Genomic DNA, 17658 nt, shown 5'->3' with positions numbered 1-17658 from the left:
GAACATCACCTCGGTCGGGCCGGCTCCAAGCCGTCCGAACCGGGATACCCTCGCGCCCCCCTCGGGGCGCGCCACCCCGTCCCCGCCGCACCAAGGACAAAGATGTCTGCTGAAGTGATCTCCATAGGCGCCCTGCTGGTGATGTTCGTGGTCGGCACCGTGCTGCCGATCAACCTGGGCATCCTCGCCTTCGTCGCCACCTTCGCGGTCGGGACCGCCTCGCTCGGCCTCACCGAGGACGAGATCTTCGAGGGGTTCCCGGCGAAGCTCTTCGTCACCATCGTCGGAGTCACCTACCTGTTCTCCGTCGCCCGCCGCAACGGCACCATCGACTGGCTCGTCGCGGCCGGGGTGCGGCTGGTACGCGGCAAGGTCGCGCTGATCCCCTGGGTGCTGTTCCTGGTGGCCGCCCTGCTGACGGCGTTCGGTACGTTCACCCCGGCCGCGGTGGCGATCCTCGCGCCGATCGGCATGAACTTCGCCTACCGCTACAAGCTCAACCCGCTGGTCGTCGGCATGATGGTGATCAGCGGCGGGCACGCGGGCGCGTTCTCCCCGCTGGCCGTCTCCGGTGCGCTGGTGCTCGGCCTCGTCGACAAGACCGATCTGCAGGTCTCCGCCGTCGCGCTGTTCACCGCCAGCTTCGTGATCAACCTGCTGCTCTCGATCCTCACCTACGCCCTGCTCGCCAAGCGTCCCGCCCCGCTGGCCGAGGGCTCCGCGGAGGCAGCCGACGACGAGGATCTCGCCGTCTCTGCCAGGCCCGACTGGCGGCAGTGGCTCACCCTCGCCTCTCTGGTGGCCCTCGTCGTCGGCGCGCTCGGCTTCCACCTGGAGATCGGCTTCCTCGCGCTGGCTGCCGGTGCCCTGCTGGCCCTGGTGGACATGAAGCGGCAGGAGAAGGCCGTGGACGGTGTCAGCTGGTCCACCCTGCTTCTGGTCGCGGGCATGATGACGTACATCGCGATGCTGGAGAAGGCCGGCATCATCGAGGAGATCTCCGAACACGCCGCGGGCCTGGGCGCCCCCCTCGTCGTCGCCCTGCTGCTGTGCTTCACCGTGGCCATCACCTCCGCCTTCGCCTCGTCCACGGCGATCCTCACCGCGATCATCCCCATCGCCGTACCGCTGCTGCTCTCCAGCCATCTCAGCGCCGCCGGACTGATCGCCGCGCTCGCCGTCTCCACGACGATCGTCGACACCTCTCCCTTCTCGACCAACGGAGCACTCGTCCTCAGCAACGCCCGCGGGGTGGACACCCGCCGCTTCTACCGCCAGGTCATCGGCTACACCGGCGGAATCGTCGCCCTCGGCCCCATCGTCGCCTGGGGCGCCCTGGTCCTGCCCTGGTCGTAGCGCAAAGACCGACGAAGGACAGCGGAGGGCGCCGAGCCGGACGACGCACGGCGCCTTCCCCGCTGATCTGGGTGCAGGACCAGGGGGGCGACGCCGCGCGCCGCTCCCTTCAGCTAGCACTCCGCTCGAGGGCCGCCCTCGACCCGGTAGGCCCGATCACGTCCACTCGAGCGGAGGTGATCCGCCCGCCGCCCGGGCGCGATCATGTGGGCCCTGCGCTCTCCGCGAGAGCGAGGCTTCGGGAACCTGGATGAACGGCTCCGCGACGAGGCATGGCCCCCAGGCACGCACCCACCGGCGGCGGTAAAGGGGGCGCCCGCGGAACATGCTTCAGGTCCCCCCGCACTCTCCGGATGGTTCCAGAAGGTCCTCGCGCGCACTGCCGCCACAGGGCGCCGTGCTGATGATCGTGGACCAGCCCGCCTCCATCGGAGACCTGCCCCTGACCGTCGCCCGGGACGCCGGTCGCAAGGTCGCCTACCTGCCCGGTCTCGAGATGCGGCGAATCGCTGACCGCCACCCGGGCGAGGCGAAGGTAGTCGGACCTCTCATCAGCGTCTCCAACGGCGCTTCTCGGGCCCGGTGGCACCACCCCCCAGATCATCCGTTCATCATCCGTTCGACGGGGGAACAGTCATGCCGGGCCCGAAGGCCCGCGGTCCTCTTGCAGGACCGCGGAAAACATAACGGGGGGAGGGTGACGCCACCGACCGAAAGGCCCGGGCCGCCTTGGTTCGCCCCCCAAGGATGCATGATCTTGTGGTCGTGGTGAGCCTGCTGACCCGCGGTATCCCGGCGACCAGGTCGGCGGTCACAGTCGTTCGTGTACGGCTGAGACCGGCCCCCGCCGATCGGAGGGTACCGGTTGGCCGACAGGCGGGGCACCTTCCGAAGCCCGGCGGATGGTCGACCGCCCTCCGCCTCGGCAAGGTTGTCCCGGTGACCGAGATCGAAAGCGCCAAGGAAGCGCCTCCCCAGCCCTAACCCGCACCCGAGTCCGCCACGGCGACGGAACGCCCCGCGCCGATGGCGCGGCTGGTCGGGGTGGACCTCGCCCGTGCACTGGCCGTGTTCGGAATGTTCACCGTGCACGTCGGCCCGCACCCACGCCAGGCGGCGGCGTTGGCGACTGGTTCCTGGGCCTGGCGAGCGGCCGGGCGTCGGCGCTGTTCGCCACCCTCGCCGGGTTCTCGTTGATGCTGATCGCCGGTCGCCTGGAGCCGAAAACCGGACTGGCCAGCCGGCAGGCCTGTTTGTGATCTCGGGGGCCGTCCCGCGACGTTTCGCAGAGCCCGGGCTGGGGACTTCGTGGGCAGGCCGGGTTCAGCGGCGTTCCCCTGGGGGCCGACTCGGCTCAGGCTTTCCTGGTTGGGCAGGCAGCCGGGGGCCGCCTGCGGGAGGCTAGGAGAGGTGGCCCTGTTCACAGACCTGGCGGGCGACCTCGCGGAGTTTGATGTTGTTCTCCTGTGAGTAGCGGCGCAGGACGTCGAAGGCCTGGTCCTCGGTGAGGTGGCGGGCGCCCATGAGGATGCCCATGGCCTCGCCGATGGTGTGGCGGGTGGCGACGGCTTGTTCCATCTGGGCGTGGGAGCGGGCGCTGGAGAAGGCGATGGCGGCGTGGGAGGCCAGCAGCCAGCCGGCCAGTTCGCTGGCCTCGGTGAATGCGCCCGGCTTGCGGGAGTAGAGGTTCAGGGCGCCGAGGTCCTGCTCGTCGGTGAAGAGCAGGAAGCCCATCATGCTTCCGACCCCGAGCTTGTGGGCCCGGGGTGCGTAGGCGGGCCAGCGCTGGTGTGCGCCGGTGAGGTCGGCGATGCGGCCCGCGCGGTCTGCTCCGGCTGTAATCCAGGGCTTGACCAGCGCCTTCAACTCTGGCGTCATCAGCGTGCGCAGCAACTGCCTGCAGCGTTCGCCGAGTTCCTCAAATTCCTGCCACAGTTGCCGTACCCGCTCGGCCTCGGCCAGGGCCGGCCTCCACTGAGTCGATGAACAATTCCTCGGCCGTAAGGTCCTCGCTGATTTGGTCGAGCAGCTCCGGATCATCCGTCGGGGTCAGTCGGCTTAAGCCCTTGATCACCTTCAGGCACTCGTGGCGCGCGGTACTGGCCAGCCACGACCCGGCTATCTCTGGTTCGCGGATCCGCTCGGCATGCTGGGCAAAGCGGAACCATACGGTCTGGTACACATCTTGCCCGTCATCGTCGGATAACCGGTGCGCGTGTACAACGGACCACACCAGCGGGCTCAGCCCTTCCACCAGTGCCTTCCAAGCCGCGGAGTCACCGTCGACGGCCGACCGGACCAGTGCGCCGACTTCTGTTCGGTCCACAGCCCACCCCTCGTGTACGACAAGCCATCGTATGCGGAAGAGCACGGGTTCCACCGGGAGGAGTGAGACTGCCGCCTGCGGCGCGGCGGAAACCAGCCGCCTGGATGGCCAACTACTGACCTTCAAAGCGTGGTGTCGTGAGAGCTGACGGGAGTGGAACGTCCTCACTCGGTCTGTGGATGGTGCGCTATAAACGGGCTGGTGACATTGGTCGTTGAGCGAACAGACACACGTACGTGGCCTGATGAGCAGATGCAGGAGCTCTTCACTGAGCGTTTGGTCCGGTGATTCATGTTTGGTCCCGGGTCAGGTTCCGCGCCAGTTCAGGGTGGCTTAGCTGGTGAGATGCGGGCCATGAGGTCGATCATCGCGAGGTGGATCATGGCTTCGGAGCGGTGCGGGTGGCGTTCGTAGTCGCGGGTGAGGCGTCGGTGATGCATGAGCCAGCCGATGCTGCGCTCGATGGTCCAGCGTCTCGGGATGATCGTGAACCCGCGAGCGCCGGGCGGGCGTTGGACGGGGTGGACGTCGATGCCGAGGCGGGCCCGTGGTCGATGGCGGTGGTGCGGTAGCCCGCGTCCACCCAGGCCTTCGTGATATGCGGATGGGCTGCGGCGATGCGGGACAGCAGGGTCACGCCGGCTGCGGTGTCGGAGATGCTGGCGGCGGTGACCAGCACGGTCAGCAGCAGGCCGAGGGTGTCGCAGCCGAGGTGGCGCTTGCGCCCGATGATCCGTTTCCCGGCGTCCGTGCCCTGGTCCGCGAGGTGCACGTTGGCGGAGGTCTTGATGGTCTGGGAGTCCAGCACGCAGGCCGACGGCTCCGCGCGTCTGCCCTCGGCTTCGCGGACCAGGCGCCGCAGCAGGCCGGTGAGCTGCTCGAACACGCCATCCTGCTGCCACTTGGCGAAGTACCCATACACCGTGTTCCAGTTCGTTCTGTGGAATCAGATTCGTCAAGCTCGGTGGTCAATGAGCGTGGTCAGCGAGGCTGTCGAACAGCGGTGGCGACAGGAACTCCGTCCAGGGCCACGGAGGCGTATCGGGGGCTGAGCGCCAGGTGAGATGCACCTGCGCGAAGTGGGTGGGGGCTCCTTCGATGCCGAACAGCGCTTCATCGCAGCGGCCGCAGCGAGCAAGTGCGGTCACCGACTTCCCGAAGAGCGGGTGTCCTTCGCCGACCTCGACCTTCAGCTGCGCCTCCAGTGTGTTCCTGACTCCCGAGTCGAGGATCGGTATCCAGGGCTCGGGCAAGGGCAGCGCCTCGCCGTCGAGGAGGTGGTCATGGCTGGGTTCCATGGTCTCAGGATGTCTCACTGCTGGAGCAGGGGCGCCCGCTGGCCCCGAGATCGACGATCGGTAGAAGTGTCGCGGTCGCTGGGACGCCGATCTGCCGTGGTGTTGGTCCGGCGGGGTGGGAACGTCGGTGAGTCGCTCTAGGAGCTGGTCGAGGGCGGCCTGGCCGTCGTCGACAGCAGCGCGTTCGTCGTCAGTGAGCGGGATGCTCGCGAGCATCTTCTGCAGGTTCTCCTTCGCCTCCAGCAGGTGGCCCTTGCTGGAGTTCTTGGGGGTGTAGAAGTCGCAGCGTGCGCAGGCCATGCGGTGCTGGCACTGCTCGAAGAACGTGTAGGTGCACCAGCCGTGGCCGAGGTCGAAGTACTGCCAGGGCTCACCTGCCGCGGCGGCGCCGGAGGTGACCGCGTCGCGGTCGACGAGGACCTCGATGGTGCGCATGTTTCGGGCGAAGTATCCGGCGTCGTTGTAGGCCCTGGCCAGGGTGTTCGGGGTGAGCTTCGCGTAGTGGGTGGTCGCCTCGGGAGTGCGGTGGCCGAGCCATTCCTGCAGCTCGAAGAGCGTCATCGGCTCCTTTGCGTTGTAGAGCTGGCTGGCGATGGTGGACCGGGCCCGATGGCTGGTGATGTTGCCGCGGACATCCGCGGTGGGGACGCCGGCCTTGCGGCAGAGCATCGGGATGATCGCCGTGTTGATGTAGTGCTTGGCGACCCGGCGGGCTCGGTGCGCGAACAGGAAGTTGGCGTACTCGTTGGTCTTGCGGTCGAGCATGGGCGGCTGGGGGATCTGACGGTCTGCCATGCCTCGATGGCCTGGCCAAGCAGGGGGTCGACGGGCTTGGTGAACGAGGTGCCGGTCTTGTGGGTGGGAACGTCCAGCAGGCAGACAGCGTCGCGGGCGAGGACTTCGCCGGAGTCGCCGGGGACGGGCAGCCCGTCGTGCTGCCAACGGATGCAGCCCAACCGGAGCCGGGCGATCTCGTCGCTGCGTTGACCTGCGAATAGCCAGGTCAGCGTGATGGCGCGGATCAGTTCGACCGGATAGGTGCGGCCGTCCGCGGTCGGCAGGTCGCCGGGCTCGACGTTCAGGCCGGCCCATAGCAGTTTGGCCCAGATGTCATCGGCGATGGGCCTCGGGTCCGGGCCCATCAGAGCGCGAACGCTCCGTGGCGTCCTCAGGGCGTGGGCGGGGTCGAACCGGCGCGGGATCCACTCCCATTCGTGCAGGTCGCGGAAGAACGCGCGAGGCACCTTGAGGTAGCCGGACTTCGACTGGGGCGTGAGCGGCTTGCCCAGGCGGCCTTGGGAGCGCATGCCGTGCGTCCACCGCGAGAAGTCGCCGATGGTCATCCGGTCCACCACCGCGACCCAGGACGCGCAGGTCTGGCGGGTCCACTGACCGGGTTCGACGATGTCGGGATGCTCGGCGGCCAGCCATCGGCCGATCTTGGCGAGCACGCTGCGGTAGAGGCTGCGGATCTTCGGGGTCAGTGTCGATGTCACGTACCAACGCTCAACCCAATCCGCCCATGGGGCTGGGACTCCCTCCATCGCCGCCGGTCCGGATGTGTGTCTTGACGGCGGCGGGTCCGCGTGGCCGAGCGCCGCGACGGCCCGGTGGAGTCCGTGCAGGTCCTTGCCCCACTGCCCGCTCATCGCCGGGTGGCCGCGGAGTGCGGCGAGGGCGTCGGTGGACAGGTCCTCCAGCAGCGGACTGCGGTTCAGCAGCAGCATCTGACAGATCACTGGGGCCAGCCGGTCGGCGTCACGGCGGTAGCCCCAGCCGGCCAGTACTTTGCAGACCTGCTGGACGGCGTCGTCGACGCGATCGGCACTGAAGATCCGGTGAGCCAAGGTCGGCCTCACGAAGCGGCCGAGCCGTTCGAAAGCAGTGAACTCGCCGAGCAGGTAGGCATAGACGAGGACGAACGGCCGAGCGTTGGGGCCGATCTGGCCGCCCCACGAACGCCGGAACTCGGCGCCGCTGGCGTTGATCAAGTCCGTCCAGTCCTGCACCGACCAGCCCCAGAAGGCCCGCCGCAGTTCGCCGCAGCGGATCAGGACCAGGCCGGCCGCGTCCCGCGCGAACCGCCGGTGATGACGGTCGTCCGCTGGCCAGTGCAGGGCCGCGAGGGCGTCCGTCAACGGCCGCACCAGCCGGGCGACTGGCCGCAGAGACACCGCGTCGGGAGCAAGGCCGTCACGCCTGAGGCGCTCGATGTCGAGGTTCTGGAGTGCTTCCGCCTCGGCCTCAGTAAGCAGACCGTGACGGTCGTAGCGTGCGAGGTCGACAGGCCATTCCCATGCCGGAGTGCTGGTCGGCCGTGCGGCCGTGGTACTAGGCAAGGCAGTCACTCGGCGACCGCTTTGGCGCGGGTCAGCATGTCCACGCGCCAGGAGTGGATCTGCTGCATGCCCCGGTTCAGCTTCTCCGCCAGGTCGCGGCCGGAGAGGTGGATGTAGGTCAGCGTCGACTCGGTGCTGCGGTGCCCGGCGAAGGAGGCGATGGCGTGCAGTTCCCAGCCCATCCGGGCCAGATCGGTCAAGCATAGATGCCGTGTGGTGTGGGTGGAGAACCGCGGCAGATCGGCAGCGAGAGCAACCCGCCGGATCACCTTGGACCAGGTCCAAAGGGTCAGCGGCTGACCGTAGTTGCGGCGTGACTCCGACAAGAACAGTGGTCCTCGAGCCCGGCTGATCGTGGCCCGATGCGCGAGGTATCCGGACAGCAGAACTCCGGTCGCCGCGGAGTACGGAACGACGCGCTCGTGCCGGGTCTTCGTGGTCTCGGCCCGAATCCGCAAGGTCCGGTGGGCGGGGTCGACGTCATCGGTCCGCAGCGAGCACAGTTCCTCGCGTCGCAAGGCCGCGTCGTAGGCGAGGGCGAGCATGACGCGGTTGCGTACGGGCTCGTCGCGCACGACGTCCAGCAGGTCCAGCCACTGCTGTTCGCCCGGGATCCACGGCAGCTTCGTCAGACGCGGAACCAAGCCTCGCTGGTGACCGCCGAAGTTCCGGCCGGGCGTGTAACGACCGCGGCCGACCGGGTTGGACTCCCGCAGGCCCTCCTCGATGAGGTAGTCGTAGAACAGCCGCACCGGCACCAACCGCTGTTGCAGCGTCGCGTTTGCCAGGCCAGCCCCGGAATCCAACGCGACGACGTTGGTCCCTCGACGGCTCGGACGCGTGCTCAGTTCCTTCACGAATGCGGCCACGTGCAGCCGGTTCGCAGCGACGGGATCGATACCGTCGCGCTCGCAGACGAGCAGGTACTCAGCAAGTCCTCGCGCGTACGCATCGATCGTCCGGGGCGCCCGCCCCAGATCTGTCCATATCCGCAGCCACTCGGCTGCCCGCTCGTGCCGGCCCAGGACCGGCCACTTCTCCTCCAGCACCACCGCGCTGCCCAACAGATCTCCTCAGTACGTGGGACGCCGCAGGATACGAGCTGCATCCTGCGGCGCGTGTTTCCACGTAACTAATAGGAAGTCGTGCGGCAGGTAGCGCCAGGGGATGCCGGTGCGGTCCACGTACAGGATGGCGTTCATGATCTGGCGCAGGGCGTGTTCGGGCGGTCGGCCGATGTCCAGCGCCCGGGCGCGGCGCTGGTCCCGCCAGGACGTCAGGACGGGCTCGATCAGTTCCCAGCGCGCGTCCGACAGGTCGCTGGGATACGGGCCGTGCGGAGTCATGCTTGCGAAGTAGTCGACCGCGGTCGGCCCCGCCAGCGGTCAAAAGGCGGTGCTCGGGGGCGTGTTGGGAGCAGACAGGAGCAGCCGGAACGAAACGTTTCCCAGGCGTCGCGGGCGGGTCGACTGCCCCATCAAGCACAGCGGACCCGGCGCTGCAGGACCCCATCGAGGCCGCCTGCCGGATCGGCATCCTCGAAGACCAGCTCGAGGAAACCCAGCGCCTCAACGCCCAATATCGCCGTGCCGCCGAATCGGCGAACCCAACGGCAGCAGCGTGAGATGAGCGTGCCCGTCAGCGTCGGCGGGCACCGCACGCTCGGGCTCGGTGTGCGGTGTGATCATTTCCCATGGTGACGCGCAGGCCGTGTGTGTGCGTGTCGCGTCTGCGCAGCTGTCGTGATTCGGGATTCCCTCTTGCCCACGCCTCTGGTGTGGGCGTTCTGCTGTGCTGTGCCGCAGGGACCAGGGCGGTCACCTCCGTCTGCCACATGGAGTGCCCGGTGCTCCTGTCGCGGGTGAGGGCGGGCGAGGTCCTGCACGCCCTCGCATGGCGTGACCGTGACGCTCGTTTGACGCTCCGGACACTTCAGAGACCGTCCCCAGGTGGGACAACCGCTGCTGACCTGCGGGTTGTCGCGCCTCCAGCTCCTTGTCCCGATGACTCCTCATGTGGAGTGGGTTGCCACCCCGGTCTCCTGGGGTGGCTGCTGACTCCCGTGCCCGACCTCGATGCCCGCTGGCCGCGGAACCGGGGACAGCGCTGCCGTGCTGTGGCTCAGGCGTCGATGATGACGGGGATGATGAGGGGCTTGCGGCGGTGGGTGCGGAACGCCCAGTTCGCCACGGCGCGGGCGACGAGTTGTTCGAGTTGGTGCGCGTCCCCGACGCCTTCCTCGGCCGCTGTGGCCAGGGTCTTCTCGATGACGGGGATGACGGGCTCGAAGGTGGTGTCGTCGTGGACGAAGCCGCGGGCCAGGAAGTCGGGGGCCTCGGCGAGGGCGCCGGTGTCCGCGTCGACGATCGCCACGACCGTGACCACGCCTTCGGCGGCGAGGGTGAGGCGGTCCTTGAGGGAGGCTTCGGTGGCGCCGCCGACTTCCATGCCGTCCACGTAGACGTTGCCGGCGGGGACCTTGCCGGTGATGGACGCGCGGCCGTCGACGAGGTCGACGACGACGCCGTCCTCGGCGATGACGACCCGATCGGGGTCGACGCCGGTACGGATGGCGAGGTCGCCGTTGGCCCGCAGGTGGCGCCATTCGCCGTGCACGGGCATGACGTTGCGGGGTTTGACGATGTTGTAGCAGTAGACGAGTTCGCCGGCGCTGGCGTGCCCGGAGACGTGCACCTTGGCGTTGCCCTTGTGGACCACGTGGGCGCCCCACCGGGTGAGTCCGTTGATCACCCGGTAGATGGCGTTCTCGTTGCCGGGGATGAGGGAGCTGGCGAGCAGAACGGTGTCGTCCTTGCCGATGCGGATCATGTGGTCACGGTTGGCCATCCGTGACAGCGCGGCCATCGGTTCGCCCTGGGAACCGGTGCACACCAGAGTGATCTTGTGGTCCGGGAGTTTCTCCAGCTCCTTCGTGCTGACGACGAGACCGGAGGGGACCTTCAAGTAGCCCAGATCACGGGCGATGCCCATGTTGCGGACCATCGACCGGCCGACGAAGGCGACCTTCCGGCCGTGTTGGTGGGCGGCGTCCAGGACCTGCTGGATGCGGTGCACGTGGCTGGCGAAGCTGGAGACGATGACCCGGCGCGGTGCGGTGCGCATCACCTGCTCGATCGCCGGGTTCAATTCACGCTCGGAGGTGGTGAAGCCGGGTACTTCGGCGTTCGTGGAGTCGGTGAGGAACAGGTCCACGCCCTCCTCGCCGAGGCGAGCGAAGGCGCGTAGATCGGTGATGCGGTCGTCGAGAGGGAATTGGTCCATCTTGAAGTCGCCGGTGTGCAGCACCATCCCGGCCCGGGTGCGGATCGCGACCGCGAGGCTGTCCGGGATGGAGTGGTTGACCGCCACGAACTCGCAGTCGAAGGGCCCGAAGCCACGCCGGTCGTTCTCCCGCACCCGCACCGTGCGCGGCCGGATGCCGTGTTCCTTGAGCTTGGCCTCCAGGAACGCCAGCGTCAGCTTGGAGCCGACGACGGGAATGTCGGACCGCTCGCGCAGCAGGTACGGCACGCCGCCGATGTGGTCCTCGTGGCCGTGGGTGAGGACCACGGCCACGATGTCGTCCAGCCGGTCCCGGATAGAGGTGAAGTCCGGCAGGATGACGTCCACGCCGGGCTGGGTCTCCTCGGGGAACAGCACGCCGCAGTCGACGATGAGCAGCTTGCCGGCGTGCTCGAAGACGGTCATGTTGCGGCCGATCTCACCCAGGCCGCCCAGGGCGACGACCCGCAGCCCTCCTGCGGGAAGGGGCGGGGCGGCTTTCAGCTCGGGGTGCGGATGACTCATACCCTGACGGTACCCGGAGAGCGGGACGGCATGATCCATCGCCTGTGTGATCTCTTCTTCCCGACTGAGCGGTGCGTCCGCAGCGGGTGCCCCGGGACGATCGGATCACGTCGGCGGACGGCCCGGGCAGGCACTCACGGCCGCTGAAGTATCGAGGTTGCATGTGATGTCGACCTTCGCGGCCCGTTGTGGTCGGCCGGAGTCGGATTCAGGGTGTTCCATGAGGGATCGTGCATGTTCTGCGGTCCCGGGCCGGGGGCCCTGACTGTGGGGAGAATTGGCGGGTGCTGTCCTGCGGCGGGGTCTGACTCTTGAGATCTCCTTGCCGACGATCAGGCGCCATCACGGTTCAGACCGCCGGAGCAGGCAGGTGTCGGCTGCCCCGAAACACCACCACGCGCGAGGCGGATGACCGTGACGACCAGACGGCGCAGCACCTTGCCCGCCGAACGTTACCCACCCGTTCGAGGCGAGGTCGTCCTGGGTGTGGACACGCACGGCGAGGTCCATGTCCCCGCCGTTCTCTGCCCACTGGGTCAGGTGCTGGGCACCAAGTCCTTTCCGGTCACGGCGGCCGGGTATCGCCGGCTGCTCGTCCGGGCCGCAAGCTGGGGGCGGTGCGCCGGGCCGGTGTGGAGGGCACCGGCACCTTCGGTGCGGGCCCGTCCCGCTACCTGCTGGCTCAGCACGTCCAGGTGTACGAAATGAACCGGCCCGACGCCACAACCCGTCGTCTGCTCGGGAAGTCGGACCCGCTCGATGCGCAGGCTGCCGCGCGGGCCGTGCTCAGCGGTCGCGCCAGGGCCCGCGCCAAGACTGGCGACGGCCCGGTGCAAAGTGCCGGGATGCCCAGGGAAAGCTCCAGCCACGAATGCAGGGACGGGCACCAGCTGCCCGCCCATGCCTTTGCCCCACGGACGTCCCCCGCCCTACATCGTCGCCACGCTGCGCGTCGTGAGTGGGGCGCACCCGCCGACGTGGCCACCTCATAAACGCCCGTGCAACGCTCCGCCGAAGCGTCCACCACTAAGCCGCTGAAGGGCCAGGTTTCGGAAGCCCCGTCAGCTCGGAGTATGCCCTTTGTGGAGGGTGTCGGCCGTGCGGCCGCCAAGGCGGGGGGCGAGCAGGGATGCCCGCGCCGTCTCACGTCGAAGTGCGTGGGTGATGGCACGCGCCTCGATGCCCGCCTGGCGAAGGACGCCCGTGAGGGGATTGGTGTATCCGGCGAAGTACAGGCGCGGGGCTTCGGGATGGGTCTGTGCCCCCACGGCGAGGGGTTGCCCGGCTTCGTCGAGTACGCCCAGGGACCCGACCAGGTCGTGCAGGCCGGGCCGGTAGCCGGTGGCTGCGATGACGGTGTCGGGTCGCAGCCGGGTGCCGTCGGCCAGTAGCACGTCGGGGCCGTCGAACGCCTGGACGGCCGCGACCGGCTCGACCCGCCCGGACCGGACGGCGTCCACAAAGCCGTGGTCGAGCACCGGATTGACGCCTTCGCGGGCATTGCGGGTGTACAGGCCCGTGCGGGGCCGCGGCAGTCCCCGTGACGTCAGGTCGGGCACGGCGAGACGCTGCGTGAGCAGGGAGGTGCGGTCGCGCCACGCGAGCGGGAGAGCCTCCGTCAGCCGGCCGACTGCATGCCATCGGGCGCTGGAGCGGGGCAGGATGTTGGGTGGCGTACGGACCGCGATCCGTACCCGCTCGGCTCCGGCGCCGGCCAGGACGCTCGCGATCTCGGTACCGCTGTTGCCGGCCCCGACCACCAGGACGTGCTGCCCGCGGTAAGGCGCCGGAGAGCGGTACTGGGCCGAGTGCAGCAGCGTGCCGGTGAAGGTCGAACGCCCGGGCCACTGGGGGAGGTTCGGGGTATGGCAGCGGCCGGTGGCCACCACGACAGCGCCAGTGGGCAACGGGCCGTCAGGGGTGTGGACCAACCACAATGCTCCCCGACCGGGCTCGGCCCGTTCGATGCGCTGCACCGGGGTGGCCACCCGGACGTCGAGCCGGTGATGGGCGACGTAGCGCTCCAGGTATCGGACGTAGTCGTCCCGGCTCACCCATGGGCCCGCCTGGCGGGGCACCGGCAGGCCGGGGAGTTTCGAGACGCCGGGGGTGGTGTGCAGACTCAGATGGTCATACCGCTGCGTCCAGTTCGCTCCTACTCGGTCCGCCTGTTCCAGGATCACGGTCGCCACCCCGGCGCGGCGCAGTAGCGCGGCAGCCGCGAGGCCATGGGGACCGGCTCCGATCACGATCGTGGGCGCGTGGAAGTCTGGCTGTGGTGTCCGGGGCATCGCCTTCTACAACGGCATGTGGCGCAGCACGTCACGCCCGACTTGGAGGCGCAAAGCCTGTGGACTGGCGATGCTGATGCGGTGGTTGCCGTTACACCAGCGGTACGGACTCGTTGAACCGCGCATCAGCGCTAGCGGCGTGCGGGCGATCGGTCCGCCGGGGCCGGACCGTCCGGGCCGAGCACGGCTGACCGGCCAGGACCCGAATGAGGCAGGTAGGTGTTGATCTGCCGGTGGGCCCTCTGGGGGCCGACGCGCTACGCCCATCCGATCTCACGAGGGGCTGATGTGCAGATGGCCGCGACGCGTCACCGGCCACGGCTTCGGATCAGCGGAGTATGCAAGGAGTACGGCGGCAGGCAGGTCCTGCGCGACGTCGATCTCGAGGTACCCGCCGGGACGCTGGTAGGAGTCGTCGGTGAGAACGGGGCCGGCAAGAGCACTCTGCTGCAGATCGCCGTAGGACACCTCGCACCCGACCGCGGAACGGTGACTCGGACCGGGGCTGTGGGGTACTGCCCGCAACGAGTGGTACTGAACGATGCGTTCACCGTCGGGCAGCATCTGAGGTTGTTCCAGATGGCCTACCGGCTGCCGGCGCTCGAGCGCGTCGACGAGCTGATGGAGCTGCTGGCGCTGACCGGCTGCCGACGACAGCAGGTCGGCGAGCTCAGCGGCGGAACGCGACAGAAACTGAACCTGCTGATCGCACTCATGCACGATCCGCAGTTGCTGGTCCTGGACGAGCCCTACCAGGGCTTTGACTGGGACACCCATCAGCGGTTCTGGACCCTGGCCGCCGATCTGCGTGATCAGGGCCGGTCGATCATCGTGGTCTCGCACCTGCTGCACGAACTGCACCACTTCGACGCGATCGCTCATCTGCGTGAAGGGCGTCTGCACTTCGAGGAGACCAACCGTTGAGGCTCTCCTGGACGGCGTTCACCGAACTGCTGCGCTGCACTCTGCTGGGCCACCTGCGCAACCGGCTGGCCTTGGCCCTGGCGGTGGCGTTCATCCCGCTCTGGATCGCCGTGGCACGCCTGTGCACCTCCGACAAGATGGTGCGCATCTGGCTGGACGCCCTCAGCGCCTCCGCCTCCGCCCCGGCCAGCCAGGTGGGTCAGGTGGCCAGTGCGCTGGGCGCCGTCACCATGGTCGCCGGCTTCATCACCTTCACGGAGACCTTCCAGTCCCGGCAGATGGACCGCCGTCTGCTGCTGGCCGGCTACCCCCGTCTTCCGATGCTGCTGGCCAAACTCGCTGCCGTCGCCCTCACCGCCGCCCTGCTGGCCTTCTACACGACGATCCTGCTGTGGATCTCCCTGCCCGTGCGCCACACAGGTCCCCTGGGACTGGCCCTTGCAGCGGCGGGCCTCGCCTACGGCGGGATCGGTCTTCTGCTCGGCTCCCTGGTCCGCGGCGAGTTGGAGGGCTTCTTCCTCATCATCATGCTCAGCCTGGTCGACACCGGCCTGCAGAATCCCGTGTTCAACACACTCATGGATGTGGCGGGCGTGTCCGCGCTTCCTCTGTACGGCGTGAACCAGCTGGCACTGAGCTCAGTCCTCACCCCACACATCCCCTGGTCCCACGGCCTGCTCTCCCTCACCTGGTCCGCAGCGACCGGCGCCCTGGCCCTGCTACTCCTCCACACCCATCGGCCTTTCCGCTCCCCGCGGTCCCACAGGACGTGAGTCCAAGCAGGATGATCACGGTGAGGACGGTTTCCTCCCGGGCCCTTTCACGGGCGTCCTGGCCGTCGCCACGGGCCAGGCGGACCTGCGGGGCCACGACCAACCGCGTTTTCGCACGGCCTCGTGCGCGGCCGTACCGTCCTCGCCTCCGGCGATCGTGCCCGGCCGCGCGGCGGTACTGAAGGCCCCCGGGCGGGGGCCGCGCCCCCGCGTCTGGTCGACGTTGCCAGCCGCGACGGTCCCGTTTCGCCCCCTTGTCCGGGTGCTTCCCAGGCGTCACCCTTCGCAGCGCGGGCGACGCACGAGGTCGCTTTCTCATCCTGTAAGGAGCGAGCACCATCCGGACTTGTTGCTCGTCTCGTCGCTGATCGACTGGAGCGGGGGCCGGGCTGAAGTGTGGTCCGCTCACGGCTAGGCGGCGAATGACGGTCTCCAGGGCGGATGCTCAGCCATCCGTCTCGTTCGCCCATGCCCGGAACTCCGTCTGGTTTGAAGTTGCCGCGGAATCGCCCAATGAACGACGGAACCGAGCCCTCCGCCTCGCACGTGATCACGCTACGCCGTGAGCGAGCGCAAGCCGTACTGATCGACTTTCACGACCTCGACCACCTGGAACTCATCGCCGGTGAGGTGCTTCCGCAGCTGTAGGGCGTGTTGTTGTGGATCCGCGTCCACGGGGCTGGTGGATGCCCGCAGGTCAGGCGCACACGTTGAGGGGCAACATAGTTCGGCGGTCATCTGTGCGTACGACAGCCATGCCGCCTCTGCTCTTGCCCGCGACACTGCGCGCGCTGGGCAACGTGACGCTCAACCCCACCGAACGTGAGCAGGCGGTGAAGAAATCGGCACAGATAATCCTGGACCGTTCTTTGGTGATTCAACCAGCGTTCAGTGCTGCACATTTGCGCTCGGGTTGCTTCGAATGTGCGTGAATCTCGTGGAGGTCGACCATCCGCCGGACGTCGGGGTCACATCAAGAGATTGATCTGCTCGCGACAAGTCGGCACTCTCCTGAGCACGCGCAGCGCTGCCGTTCGAACGCAAATCCCCCCACTTCACGAGGAGACCCCTCTTGACGGCGCATCACAAACGCTCAGGCAAGGCCAAGATCGTCACCGCGATCGCGGCCGTCGCAACCGTCGTCGGCACCGGCCTTTACGTGTCCCCCATTGCTCAGGCGGGACAGCCCGCGGAGGGCACGGTCTACGGTCTGAATGCCGAAGGAGCCGTGGCCGGCAGCTACATCGTCCTTCTGGACCAGAAGGTGTCCACGGCCGAGAAGCGGGATCTGGCCGCCGAGTACGGTGGCAAGATCAGCCGGACCTACGGCTCGGCGGTCAACGGCTTCTCCGCCGGCAGCCTGACCGAGAGAGAGGCCAAGCGCCTCGCGGCCGACCCCGCGGTGTCCAAGGTCGTCCAGAACAAGAAGTTCCACATCAGTGCCACCCAGGACAACCCACCGTCCTGGGGCCTGGACCGCATCGACCAGAAGGACACGGCCGCCGACGGCAAGTACACCTACCCGGACAAGGCCGGGGAAGGAGTGACCGCGTACGTCATCGACACCGGCGTACGCATCAGCCACAAGGACTTCGAGGGCCGCGCCGCCTCCGGCTTCGACGCCGTCGACAACGACGACACGGCCGACGACGGCAACGGCCACGGCACCCATGTGGCGGGAACCATCGCCGGTGCCTCCCATGGTGTGGCCAAGAAGGCCAAGATCGTCGCTGTCCGCGTGCTCGACGACAACGGCTCGGGCACCACCGAGCAGGTCGTCGCCGGCATCGACTGGGTGACCCAGAACCACCAGGGCCCCTCGGTGGCCAACATGAGCCTCGGCGGCGGCGCGGACCCCGCTCTCGACGAGGCGGTCAAGAAGGCCATCGCCTCCGGCGTCACCTTCGCGGTCGCCGCCGGCAACGAGTCGGCGGACGCGGGGCAGAGTTCACCGGCCCGGGTCCCCGAGGCCATCACGGTCGCGTCCAGCACCAAGGACGACGCCCAGTCGGACTTCTCCAACTTCGGCTCGATCGTCGACCTGTACGCGCCGGGCTCGGACATCACCTCCGCCTGGAACGACAGCGACCAAGGGACCAAGACGATCTCCGGCACCTCCATGGCCACCCCCCACGTCACGGGAGCCGTCGCCGTCTACCTGGCCGGTCACCCGGACGCCGCTCCGGCCGAGGTCGCCACCGCGCTCACCGGCGCGGCAACCGGCGACAAGATCACCAACCCGAGCAGCGGAACGCCCAACAAGCTGCTGAAGGTGACCGAGTAGATCCACAGTAGGTCTACACAGGACACCGGGCCCGGCGGTGCCGCCAGCGCGTGCGCAGCGGCACCGCCGGGCCGCGTCGTGGCAAGGGGTGTTGCCCTGTGCGGCAACTGGCGGCCCCGCGTTCGACCTGGCGTGACGGAGTTTCGCCTTGGGAGCGGGGGCGAGGCATCCGGCGTTTTGGCCTGGTGCGGCCCGGCGCCGTCCGGAGCATCGTTGCCGCCAGTCCACGTAGGCTCAACATCGTTGAACCGCGAGGGACT

The 17658-nt window shown here is 68.4% G+C and carries 11 protein-coding genes and 5 pseudogenes; 8 read left to right on the top strand and 8 right to left on the bottom strand.

Going from position 1 to position 17658, the window contains the following annotated elements; genetic code table 11:
- Nucleotides 1-102 precede the first annotated feature (102 nt).
- The 3 genes and pseudogenes from ACQEV2_RS03765 to ACQEV2_RS03755 form a co-directional block, all read left to right on the top strand.
- Nucleotides 103-1356, top strand: a complete 1254-nt coding sequence (locus ACQEV2_RS03765; RefSeq protein ID WP_433036491.1) for an SLC13 family permease — start codon at nt 103-105, stop codon at nt 1354-1356.
- A 391-nt stretch (nt 1357-1747) separates the two neighbouring features.
- Nucleotides 1748-1891, top strand: a pseudogene (locus tag ACQEV2_RS03760) (IS110 family transposase); the annotation flags it as partial.
- Between the two features lie 491 nt (nt 1892-2382).
- Nucleotides 2383-2606, top strand: a pseudogene (locus tag ACQEV2_RS03755) (DUF418 domain-containing protein); the annotation flags it as partial.
- Between the two features lie 151 nt (nt 2607-2757).
- Here the strand turns inward: ACQEV2_RS03755 and ACQEV2_RS03750 are convergent.
- The 6 genes and pseudogenes from ACQEV2_RS03750 to ACQEV2_RS03725 all read right to left on the bottom strand — a co-directional run.
- Nucleotides 2758-3183 (bottom strand): annotated as a pseudogene (locus ACQEV2_RS03750) (GAF and ANTAR domain-containing protein); the annotation flags it as partial.
- A 91-nt stretch (nt 3184-3274) separates the two neighbouring features.
- Nucleotides 3275-3682: an RNA polymerase sigma factor gene (locus ACQEV2_RS03745; protein ID WP_433036489.1), complete on the bottom strand. Its 408-nt coding sequence runs from the start codon at nt 3680-3682 to the stop codon at nt 3275-3277.
- A 323-nt stretch (nt 3683-4005) separates the two neighbouring features.
- Nucleotides 4006-4454 (bottom strand): annotated as a pseudogene (locus ACQEV2_RS03740) (transposase).
- A gap of 196 nt (nt 4455-4650) precedes the next feature.
- Nucleotides 4651-5745, bottom strand: a complete 1095-nt coding sequence (locus tag ACQEV2_RS03735; RefSeq protein WP_433036487.1) for a tyrosine-type recombinase/integrase — start codon at nt 5743-5745, stop codon at nt 4651-4653.
- Nucleotides 5746-7324: 1579 nt separating this feature from the next.
- Nucleotides 7325-8383: a tyrosine-type recombinase/integrase gene (locus ACQEV2_RS03730; protein ID WP_433036485.1), complete on the bottom strand. Its 1059-nt coding sequence runs from the start codon at nt 8381-8383 to the stop codon at nt 7325-7327.
- A gap of 9 nt (nt 8384-8392) precedes the next feature.
- Complete coding sequence (locus ACQEV2_RS03725) at nt 8393-8665, bottom strand: transposase (RefSeq protein WP_433036483.1); 273 nt, start codon at nt 8663-8665, stop codon at nt 8393-8395.
- 161 nt (nt 8666-8826) lie between these two features.
- On the opposite strand from ACQEV2_RS03725, the pseudogene ACQEV2_RS03720 reads away from it, so the two are divergent.
- Nucleotides 8827-8943: pseudogene (locus ACQEV2_RS03720) on the top strand (MerR family transcriptional regulator); the annotation flags it as partial.
- A 497-nt stretch (nt 8944-9440) separates the two neighbouring features.
- Here the strand turns inward: ACQEV2_RS03720 and ACQEV2_RS03715 are convergent.
- Both ACQEV2_RS03715 and ACQEV2_RS03710 read right to left on the bottom strand, forming a co-directional pair.
- Nucleotides 9441-11126: a ribonuclease J gene (locus ACQEV2_RS03715; RefSeq protein ID WP_433036481.1), complete on the bottom strand. Its 1686-nt coding sequence runs from the start codon at nt 11124-11126 to the stop codon at nt 9441-9443.
- A 1061-nt stretch (nt 11127-12187) separates the two neighbouring features.
- Nucleotides 12188-13417 (bottom strand): flavin-containing monooxygenase, encoded by a 1230-nt coding sequence (locus ACQEV2_RS03710; RefSeq protein ID WP_433036479.1) that lies wholly within the window; start codon nt 13415-13417, stop codon nt 12188-12190.
- 294 nt (nt 13418-13711) lie between these two features.
- Between ACQEV2_RS03710 and ACQEV2_RS03705 the strand changes: the two genes are divergently transcribed.
- The 4 genes from ACQEV2_RS03705 (at nt 13712) to ACQEV2_RS03690 (ending at nt 17398) form a co-directional block, all read left to right on the top strand.
- Nucleotides 13712-14341 (top strand): ABC transporter ATP-binding protein, encoded by a 630-nt coding sequence (locus ACQEV2_RS03705; protein WP_433036477.1) that lies wholly within the window; start codon nt 13712-13714, stop codon nt 14339-14341.
- Complete coding sequence (locus ACQEV2_RS03700) at nt 14338-15114, top strand: hypothetical protein (RefSeq protein ID WP_433036475.1); 777 nt, start codon at nt 14338-14340, stop codon at nt 15112-15114. The genes ACQEV2_RS03705 and ACQEV2_RS03700 overlap by 4 nt, the downstream gene beginning before the upstream one ends.
- A gap of 513 nt (nt 15115-15627) precedes the next feature.
- The gene (locus ACQEV2_RS03695) at nt 15628-15762 is read left to right on the top strand and encodes a hypothetical protein (RefSeq protein WP_433036473.1); all 135 of its coding nucleotides are present in this window, start codon (nt 15628-15630) and stop codon (nt 15760-15762) included.
- Between the two features lie 424 nt (nt 15763-16186).
- Nucleotides 16187-17398, top strand: a complete 1212-nt coding sequence (locus tag ACQEV2_RS03690) for a S8 family peptidase (RefSeq protein ID WP_433036472.1) — start codon at nt 16187-16189, stop codon at nt 17396-17398.
- Nucleotides 17399-17658 lie beyond the last annotated feature (260 nt).

The organism is Streptomyces sp. CA-251387 (assembly GCF_050936625.1).
Classification (GTDB): Bacteria; Actinomycetota; Actinomycetes; order Streptomycetales; family Streptomycetaceae; genus Streptomyces.
This window is presented reverse-complemented; position numbering and strand designations above follow the sequence as displayed.